The 9,653-nt window shown below is 70.2% G+C and carries 7 protein-coding genes; 5 read left to right on the forward strand and 2 right to left on the reverse strand.

The features are described 5' to 3' along the window. Positions 1–108: 108 nt before the first annotated feature. Positions 109–3,486 carry a S41 family peptidase gene (locus ACWC5O_RS44575; protein ID WP_450592386.1) on the reverse strand — a complete coding sequence of 1,126 codons (3,378 nt, stop codon included), beginning with the start codon at positions 3,484–3,486 and terminating at the stop codon, positions 109–111. Between the two features lie 167 nt (positions 3,487–3,653). Here ACWC5O_RS44575 and ACWC5O_RS44580 point away from each other — a divergent pair, with 167 nt between their 5' ends. From ACWC5O_RS44580 to ACWC5O_RS44590, 3 genes are all read left to right on the forward strand, one after another. Then, positions 3,654–4,259 (forward strand): TetR/AcrR family transcriptional regulator, encoded by a 606-nt coding sequence (locus ACWC5O_RS44580; protein ID WP_450592384.1) that lies wholly within the window; start codon positions 3,654–3,656, stop codon positions 4,257–4,259. A gap of 116 nt (positions 4,260–4,375) precedes the next feature. After that, a complete protein-coding gene (locus ACWC5O_RS44585) occupies positions 4,376–6,601 on the forward strand; it encodes an MMPL family transporter (RefSeq protein WP_450592383.1) in 2,226 nt (741 codons plus the stop codon). Between the two features lie 149 nt (positions 6,602–6,750). Further along, positions 6,751–7,131 (forward strand): hypothetical protein, encoded by a 381-nt coding sequence (locus ACWC5O_RS44590; RefSeq protein ID WP_450592381.1) that lies wholly within the window; start codon positions 6,751–6,753, stop codon positions 7,129–7,131. Here ACWC5O_RS44590 and ACWC5O_RS44595 read toward each other — a convergent pair. Beyond that, a complete protein-coding gene (locus tag ACWC5O_RS44595; RefSeq protein WP_450592379.1) occupies positions 7,119–7,538 on the reverse strand; it encodes an ATP-binding protein in 420 nt (139 codons plus the stop codon). The genes ACWC5O_RS44590 and ACWC5O_RS44595 overlap by 13 nt on opposite strands. 138 nt (positions 7,539–7,676) lie before the next feature. Here ACWC5O_RS44595 and ACWC5O_RS44600 point away from each other — a divergent pair, with 138 nt between their 5' ends. After that, on the forward strand, positions 7,677–8,522 hold the full coding sequence (locus ACWC5O_RS44600) for a helix-turn-helix domain-containing protein (protein ID WP_450592377.1): 846 nt from the start codon (positions 7,677–7,679) through the stop codon (positions 8,520–8,522). Then, a complete protein-coding gene (locus ACWC5O_RS44605) occupies positions 8,519–8,704 on the forward strand; it encodes a DUF397 domain-containing protein (RefSeq protein ID WP_450592376.1) in 186 nt (61 codons plus the stop codon). Before ACWC5O_RS44600 ends, ACWC5O_RS44605 begins: the two co-directional genes overlap by 4 nt. Positions 8,705–9,653: the final 949 nt, after the last annotated feature.

Consider the following 9,653-nt stretch of genomic DNA (forward strand, 5'->3'; position numbering starts at 1 on the left):
GAGAGCGTGACCGCGGCCGCCTCCAACTTCAACCGCTACCCGGACATGGCCTGCACGGGTCTGATGAACGAGCCGCCTCGTCGTTCCCGGACCCGGGCACCCGCCTCGCTAGGGCGTCGTCCGCGGCGGCAGCTTCGGCCTCGAGCGGTCCGGTACCTCGCTGTAGTCCGGGGGAACCGCCGCGGGGTGGGTGTCCAGCAGCTCGACGGCCAGCTGCACGGCGTCGTCGAGCTGGGCGTACCGGCCCTCGGCCCAGTCCAGTGGCGTGCGCAGGACCTCCAGGTCGGGGGCGACGCCGTGGTTCTCCACGGACCATCCGTAGGCGTCGAACCAGGCGGCGTTCATCGGGACCGTGATCACCGTGCCGTCGCCGAGGCGGTGCCGGCCGGTCATGCCGACGACTCCGCCCCAGGTGCGCTGCCCCACGACCGGACCGAGTTCGAGGAGTTTGAAGGCGGCGGTGATCATGTCGCCGTCGGAGGAGGTCGCCTCGTCCGCCAGGGCCACCACCGGACCCCGGGGCGCGTTCGAGGTGTAAGAGACCGGTTGCGCGTTCCGGGTCAGGTCCCAGCCCAGGATCGTCCGGGTGAGTTTCTCGATGACGAGTTCGCTGATGTGCCCGCCGGCGTTGCCGCGCACGTCCACGATCAGTGCGGGCCGGGACACCTCCATGCGCAGGTCCCTGTTGAACTGGGCCCAGCCCGAGCCGCCCATGTCCGGGATGTGCAGGTAGCCGCACTTGCCGCCGCTCAACTCCCGTACGACCTCCCGGCGCTTGGTGACCCAGTCCTGGTAGCGCAGCGGCCGTTCGTCGACGAGCGGGACGACGGCGACCCGCCGGGCCACGCCGGCTTCGCCCTCGGCCGGGTCGGAGGGGCCCGAAGGGCCTTCCTCGGAAGGGTGGTGGGCGACGGGGTGGGCGAAGGTCAGCTCCACGGTCGTACCGCCCGAGCCCGCGAGCAGCGGATACGGTCCCGCCACCGGATCGACCGGGCGGCCGTCCACGTGCGTCAGGACGGCGCCCTCCTGGATGCCCGTCCCGGCCAGCGGCGAGCGGGCCTTGGAGTCGGACGAGTCGCCGGGCAGGATCCGCTTGACCGTCCAGCCTCCGTCCCGGCGTACGAAGTTGGCGCCGAGCAGGCCCTGCCAGCGCTGGTAGTGGGGCGGGCCCTCGTTGCGGCGGGCGGCGGTGACGTAGGCGTGCGAGGTGCCCAGCTCGCCCAGGACCTCGCGCAGCAGGTCGGCGAACTCGTCGGGGGAGGCGACCCGTTCCACGAGCGGCCGGTACTGGTCGAGCACGGCGTCCCAGTCGATGCCGCTCATGCCCGGGTCCCAGAAGTAGGAGCGGATGAGACGGCCGGCCTCCTCGTAGGACTGGCGCCATTCGGCGGCCGGGTCGACCTCGTGCAGGATGCGGCGCAGGTCGATCCACACGGTCGTGTCGCTGTCGCCGGACTCGGTCGACGGCACCGCCCGAAGATCACCCTCGTCGACCACCACGAGCCGGGTCCCGTCCCCGCTCACCGCGAACCAGTCGAGATGGTCGACGAGTTCGGACTTCTTCGCCTTGGTGATGTTGAAGTACTCCAGCGTCGGCCGTCCGCTGATGTCGGCCGGATTGACGAAGGTTTCGCCGAGCGCGCCGGAGATGGGCCAGCGCAGCCAGACCAGGCCGCCGCCCGCGACCGGGTGCAGCGCCGAGTACTTGGAGGCGATGACCGGGAACGGCGTCACCCGGTTCTCCAGGCCCTCCACCTCCACGGTCACCGTGCCGGCCTCGCCGGTCTCCTCGTCCTCGACGGGGTCGAGCCCGCCCGCGGCCGGCCGCCCCTCGGGGTTCAGGGCGAACGGGGACGGGGTCGCCGAGGAGAGCGGGACCAGGTACGGGCGGCAGCCCAGCGGGAAGGACAGGTCGCCGGTGTGGACGTCGTACACCGGGTCGAAGCCGCGCCAGGAGAGGAAGGCGAGGTAGCGGCCGTCGCGGGTGAAGACGGGATTCTCGTCCTCGAAACGGCCGTTGGTCACGTCCACGATGTGCCGGTCCTTGATGCGGGCCAGCTTGATCTGCCGCAGCGAGCGGCCGATGCCCGGCTGCGACCAGGCGATCCAGGACCCGTCGGGGGAGAAGGCGAGGTCGCGGACGGGCCCGTTGACGGACCGGATCAGCTCGGTGACCTGCCCGTCCACCGAGCCCTCAGAGCCACCGGAAGCGTCGGAGGCCTCAGCGGCATCCTCTCCGACGCCCGCCACCCCCTCCGTCCCCTCCGCCACCTCGATCAGCAGCAACCGCCCGTCGTGCGACGCGATCGCCAGCCGCTCGCCCGGCGGGTCGGACGCCATCTCCAGCACCCGGCCCAGCTCGCCCGAGGCCAGTCGGCGGGGGGCACGGTCGCCGCTGGCACGGGGGAGGTGGGCGATCTCGATGGCGTCCTCGCCCTCGGCGTCCGTCACGTACGCCACCTGCCCGGTCGAGCCGAGCATCTCCGGCAGCCGGACCCGCACGCCGGGTGTGTCCGTGATCGTGCGCGCGGGGCCGTCCCGGTGCGTGAGCCAGTACAGGCTGCCGCGCACGACCACGGCGCTGGCCCGCCCGGTCTCGTCCACGGAGATGCCGTCCACGTGCTGGGCGGCCGGCACCTGGTACCTGCGGCGTCCCGCGCGCGGGCCGCTCAGCCGGATGTCGAGCTTGTGCGGTACGGCGTTCGCGGCGAGGTCGTCCACCAGCCACAGGTCGCCCGCGCACTGGTAGACCACCCGGGTGCCGTCGCTGGCGGCGTTGCGGGCGTAGAAGGCGTCGTGGTCGGTGTGGCGGCGCAGGTCGGAGCCGTCGTGGGCACAGGAGTAGAGGTTGCCGACGCCCTCGTGGTCGGAGAGGAAGGCGATCCGGCCGCCGACGAACATGGGGGAGGCCAGATGCCCGTCGATCCCCTCCAGCAGCCGCTTCCCGTGCAGCCACAGCCGGCCCATGGCGCCGCCCCGGTACCGCTTCCAGGAGGCGGGTTCGTGCGGCGGGGTGCCGGTGAGCAGCAGGGTCATGTGCACGTCGTCGATGTCGGCGACCTGGATGTCGGAGACCGGGCCCCAGGGCAGCTTGCGGCCTGGGTCGCCGTCCGTGGGCACCTTGTAGGCCCAGGTGTAGTAGGAGAAGGGCTGGCCGTGGGAGGCGACGGCGAGGATGTCGCTCTGGCCGTCCGCGTCGGGCGGTGTCCAGCCGCAGACCTGGGTGTCGGTGCTGCCCCAGTACGTCAGCTGCCGCGCGGGTCCGCCGTCGACGCCGACGAGATGGATCTCGGGCATGAGGCTGCGCCAGCTCGTGTAGGCGATCTGACGGCCGTCCGGCGAGAAGCGGGGGTGGCCGGTCTTGGTGCGGTCCACGGTGAGCCGCCAGGCGCGGCCGGGGGAGTCGAGGGGGGCCAGCCACAGGTCGTCCTCGGCCACGAAGCACAGCAGGTCGCCGTTGAGGTGGGGAAGGCGCAGATAGCTCACCTCCCCATGCTTTTCCGGGTGAGGAGGCCCAGCAACTTATGGAAAACCGACAGGCGTGACCCAGCACACGTACGAAACTGTTTCGTTTCGCTTGTCGCTGCGGTACATTCGTCACGCACGAAACCGTGTCGTTCGGAGCGGGCAACCGAGTCGGGAAGGTGAGAGACATGACTGAGGTCGCCGCAGCGCGTCGCAGTCGGATCACGCCCGAACGCGAGGCCGAGTTGTACGAGGCCGTGCTCGAACTGCTCCGCGAAGTCGGCTATGACGCCCTCACCATGGACGCCGTGGCCGCCCGCACCCGGTCCAGCAAGGCCACGCTCTACCGCCAGTGGGGCGGCAAGGCCGAGCTGGTGGCGAAGGCGGTGCGGCACAACAAGCCGGGCGGCTTCGGTCTCGAGGAGATCGACACCGGGTCGCTCAAGGGCGACCTGCACGCCCTGACCATGCGTTCGGACGACTGCGAGATGGAACAGAACTCCGCGCTGATGCGGGGTCTGGCCATGGCGATCCATGGCAACCCGGACCTCCTGCGGGCGTTCCGGGACCATCTGATCGAACCGGAGATGGCGCAGTTCCGCCTGGTGCTGCAGCGGGCGATCGACCGGGGTGAGGTCCGTGCGGACAACCCGGCGATCGAATTCGTGATGCACATGATGATCGGCGGGTTCGCCGCTCGCACGATGATCGACGAGAAGCCGCCGACGCAGGCCTTCCTCATTTCGTACATCGACGCCGTGGTCCTCCCCGCCCTCGGCGTCACCACCGGCTGAACCCACCGGCCGAACCCTCTCCCCAGCAAGCCCACCACCTGACGTCACCGCTCACGTCGTCGGGCTGATCGCCCCTGCCCAGATGAACCCCACGACCTGACCGGGAGTACGCCCTCGTGGCCACGTTCCTCTACAAAATCGGCCGGCTCGCCTTCAGGCGCCGGCACTTCGTCGCCCTCATATGGGTCGCGCTGCTCACCCTCGCCGGGGTGGGCGCCGCCTCCGCGCCGGCTGCCGGCAACTCCTCCTTCTCCATCCCCGGCACCGAGGCCCAGAAGGCCTTCGACCTGCTGGAACAGCGCTTCCCCGGGATGAGCGCCGACGGCGCGACCGCACGGGTCGTCTTCAAGGCGCCGGACGGCGAGAAGATGACGGACGCGGACAACGAGGCGGCCGTCAAGAAGACGGTCAAGGAGTTGCGGAGCGGCTCCGAGGTCGTCTCCGTCGCCGACCCCTACACCGGGCACGCCGTCAGCAAGGACGGCACGATCGCCTACGCCTCGGTGAAGTACAAGGTCTCCGGCATGGAGCTGGAGGACTCCTCGCGCGACGCGCTGAAGGAGGCCGCGCAGGCCGCGCGGGACGCCGGGCTCACGGTCGAGGTCGGCGGTGACGCGCTGCAGACGACGCCCGAGACCGGCTCCAGCGAGGTCATCGGCCTCGCGGTCGCCGCGGTCGTCCTCGTCATCACCTTCGGCTCGCTGCTCGCCGCCGGATTCCCGCTGCTGACCGCGATCATCGGTGTCGGCATCGGCGTCTCCACGATCACCGCGCTCGCGAACGCCCTGGACCTGGGCACGACCACCTCCACCCTGGCGTCGATGATCGGCCTCGCCGTCGGCATCGACTACGCCCTCTTCATCGTCTCCCGCTACCGCTCCGAACTGGCCGAGGGCCGCGAGCGCGAGGAGGCGGCCGGACGGGCCGTCGGTACGGCGGGCTCGGCGGTGGTCTTCGCCGGCCTGACCGTCGTCATCGCCCTTGTGGGCCTGTCCGTGGTCAACATCCCGATGCTGACCAAGATGGGTGTCGCGGCCGCCGGCACGGTCGCCATCGCGGTCCTCATCGCCCTCACCCTGATCCCGGCGCTGCTCGGCTACGCGGGCCGCAGGGTCAAGCCGGCCGGCGAGAAGAGCAAGCTGCTCGGCGGCGGCCGCAGGCCCAAGCAGGCGGACCGCCCCAACATGGGCACCCGCTGGGCGAGTTTCGTCGTGCGGCGCCCGGTCGCCGTCCTGCTGCTCGGTGTGATCGGCCTCGGCGCGGCGGCGGTCCCGGCCGCCTCCCTCGAACTGGGCCTGCCGGACGACGGCTCCCAGCCGGTCTCCACCACCCAGCGCCGCGCCTACGACCTCCTGTCCGACGGCTTCGGACCGGGCTTCAACGGCCCGCTGATGGTCGTGGTCGACGCCAGGGGCAGCGACGACCCGAAGGCGGCCTTCACCAAGGTCGGCGACGAGATCAAGGGCCTGAAGGACGTCGTCACGGTCACCCCGGCCGCGCCCAACAAGGCGGGCGACACCGCGACGATCACCGTCATCCCGGACTCCAAGCCGTCCTCGACCACCACCGAGGACCTGGTGCACGCCATCCGCGGCAAGGGCGCGGACATCACCTCCGCGACCGACGCGAAGGTGCTGGTCACCGGCTCCACGGCGATGAACATCGACGTCTCGCAGCGGCTGAACGACGCCCTGCTGCCGTACCTCGCCCTGGTGGTCGGTCTGGCCTTCCTGCTGCTGATCGTGGTCTTCCGCTCGATCCTCGTCCCGCTGAAGGCGGCCCTCGGCTTCCTGCTCAGCGTGATGGCGGCCCTCGGCGCCGTGGTCGCGGTCTTCCAGTGGGGCTGGCTGTCGGGCCTGATGAACGTCGAGGAGACCGGCCCGGTCATGTCGATGATGCCGATCTTCATGGTCGGCGTGGTCTTCGGTCTCGCGATGGACTACGAGGTGTTCCTCGTGACCCGCATGCGGGAGGCGTACGTCCACGGGGAGAAGCCCGGCCAGGCCGTCGTGACCGGCTTCAAGCACGGCGCACGGGTCGTCACGGCCGCCGCGATCATCATGATCGCCGTCTTCTCCGGCTTCATCGGCTCCAGCGAGTCGATGGTCAAGATGATCGGCTTCGGTCTCGCCGTCGCCGTCTTCTTCGACGCGTTCATCGTCCGCATGGCCATCGTCCCGGCGGTGCTCGCACTGCTCGGCAAGAAGGCCTGGTGGCTGCCGAAGTGGCTGGACCGCGCCCTGCCCAACGTCGACGTCGAGGGCGAGGGCCTGCGTACGCAGTCCTCGGCGGACGGCAGGGACACCGACCCGGACGAGGAGAAGGAGCTGGTACGCGCCTGACGTACCGCTTCTGACAGCAGACCAGCCGGTGAGGGATCCGTGGGGACGGGGCGCCCTCACCGGCTTCTTTTGTGCCTGAGTACCCGGGGGCCCGCGTTGAGTATCCGCGCCCATGCCGCACCGGCGCGCCTCCGCGCAGGATCGTCCTCGTGAACCTGAACCCTCAGACGTATGCGACTCTGTACGGTCCCACGCGGCCGGCGCCGCGGAACAGCCGTGGCGAGACCGCGGTGGGCCTGCTGGCCGCCGTGCTCTGGATCCTCACCCTCAGCTCGCTCGGCTGGCTGACGTTCCTGGTGGGCATGGTGGCCGTGTGGGGCCTGGCGGACGGTATGTCCTGGGCGGAGGTCCGGGGTTTCGTGCTGCCGTACGCCCTGACCGTCGTCGGCGCCGCGGCGGCCCTGCTCGCGCTGGCCTTCGCCCCCGGCGTCCGCCGCCTCAACCCCCTCACCCGCCTGCTCCTGACGGGCGCCCTCGCCTTCCCGGTGCCGACCGGTCTCGCGGTGTGGACGTGGGTTCAGGCCGGCTGAACTCCTCCTGGCAGCGTCACCTCGGCCCACACCGTCTTGCGCGGGCGTGGGCCATGCGCGACGCCCCAGCGGTCAGCCAACTCCGACACGAGGAGGAGGCCGCGGCCCGACTCGCCGTCGGGGGCGGGTCGTTCGAGATGAGGGAGACAGTCACCTCGGGTGTCGGTGACCTCGATACGGAGGGTGTCGGCGACGACGTAGAGGGTGAGGCGGAAGTCCCGGCCGGGGACTCGGCCGTGGGTGGCCGCGTTCGCGGCGAGCTCGGCGACGATCTGGGGTGCCCGGTCCAACGGGAGTCCCCAGGTGTGGAGTTGTTCGGTGGCGAGGAGGCGGGCGAGGTGGGCGCCTTGGGGGGTGGGGGTGAGGCGGGCGGTGAAGTTGGGGATGACGGCGGTTTCTTGATTCACGTCACTCAGCGTGTCCGGGTCTGCCTACTTGGGTGAGTGATGGCGCCTGTGCGTAGCGTGACTGTCCTGGCTTTGTCTCGGCTGTCTTGGCTGTCTCAGGCGTTGTACCGGGTACAGGTGCGCGTCGGAGGAGGAGCCATGAACGACGGTGTGGACGAGGCGGGTTGGGACGTCGAGCCCGGGGACGAGATCGAGCCGGTGGTTCAGGCGGTGGGGCGCCTGCTGAAGGTGTGCCGGGAGGCGGCCGGGATGAGCGTGTCCGAGATGGCCGAGGCTCTGGGCTACGGCGAGGACTTGATTCGCAAGATCGAGCGCGGGGTGCGTATTCCTCGACCGGAGTTCCTGGACAAGGCGGACCAACTGCTGAAGGCGCAGGGGCACCTCAGGGCGTTCATGGAGGACATGCGGAAGGCTCGGTATCCGAAGAAGGTGCGGGAGCTGGCAGAGCTGGAGGGGCGGGCCGTGGAGATGCTGCTGTACAGCAATCACGCCATCCATGGGTTGTTGCAGACGCCGGAGTACACGCGAACGATCTTCGAGATGAGGCAGCCCGCACTCGCCGAAGACATCGTGGAGCGGGAAACCGCAGCACGCGTGGCTCGAAAGGTCGTCTTCGAGCGAGAACCCGCCCCGACGCTCAGTTTTGTCCAGGAACAAGTGACGCTCGAACGTCCCTTCGGTGGGAAGATGGTGCTACGCCGACAACTCGAACACCTCCTGGAGGTGGCGCAGTTGCGGAACATCACGCTCCAGGTCATGCCGACCGACCGAGAGGAGCACGCCAGCGCAGCGGGCCTGATCGAGGTACTGAAGTTCGCTGATGGCACGGCGATCGGGCGTTCCGACGGGGCGTTCAACGGCCGCCCGGTCTCAAACCCGAAGGATCTTCGGATCCTTGAGCTGCGCTATGGCATGATCCGGGCGCAGGCTCTCACGCCGAGGGAGTCGCAGGCCTTCATCGAGCGAGCGCTGGGGAGACTATGAGCACCGCCGAACTCCACTGGTTCAAGAGCAGCTACAGCAGCACCAACGAACCCGGCGACTGCGTCGAAGTCGCCACCACCCCCGCCACCATCCACATCCGCGACTCCAAGACCCCCGAGACGGGGCAGCTGAAGGTGACCCCCTCCGCCTGGGCCGTCTTCCTCACCCACGCTGCGAAGTGACCGTAGGGGCTGCCCGCTTCTCGGCATTGTCGTGCTTCCACGGCCCGCCTCAAGGGCGCTTCGCGTCGCCTTCGGCGATGGCCCTTCGGGCCACCCTTGACCCGGGCCGCTCCAGCACGGGGAAGAAGCGAGCGAGCGGCCCGGAAAGGCGGGGTCCCGGCCGGGGTTCGCGAGCAACGGTCGGCTGCGAGGGCAACCTCGGCCGACGGGGCGCGGTCGCGCCTCGCCAGCACGCCGGGCCGGCTTAGCGACTTCCGGCCGGTGGGGGAGGGGGGCAAGGTGGCGGGTCGGGGCCGTGGCGGTCCCTCAGGCAGCAATTGGTGGATTTGGGCCAAGGGGCTGAGAGAGAGTCGCAGGTCCGGGTCATGCTCCCGGCCGTAGAGGTGGGACGGATGCACCACTCATGGCCCAATGCTGCCAATCACCACCCCGCGTGACGGGAGGGACGGATGTGACGCCCCGACTGCCCCACCGACCCGACCCCGAGGGCAGCCCCTGCCCACTCGCCGTAAGCCGCTGAGCCTGCCGCCGCGTCGGCTGTGCTCTCGCGCCCTGCCCACTCGCCGTAAGCCGCCAAACCCACCCGGCGTGCAGGCGAGGCGCGGTCGCGCCCACTCCGCCGACGTCACGAACGCAGCATGCCCAAGGGGACAACGTGGCTCAGCCGGCCACTTTCCCCCGGCCGCCCGCTCGCTTCTTCCCCGTGCTGGAGCGAGGCGTGTCAAGGGTGGCCCGGAGGGCCATCGCCGAAGGCGACGCGCAGCGCCCTTGACTCGGCTCGTGGAGGTACGACACTGGCCAAAGAAGCGGGCGGCCCAACGGCAACCAGGAAGCGCCGTTCGCTTCGACAACTCAGACCGTGTCCTACGTGGTGAGGCGGACGTTGACCCGGTATGGGGCGGGGAACGTGGAGTTGGATCGTGCCGGACGGCTTGTGGGAGATCGCCAA

It is taken from the genome of Streptomyces sp. NPDC001450 (assembly GCF_053597295.1).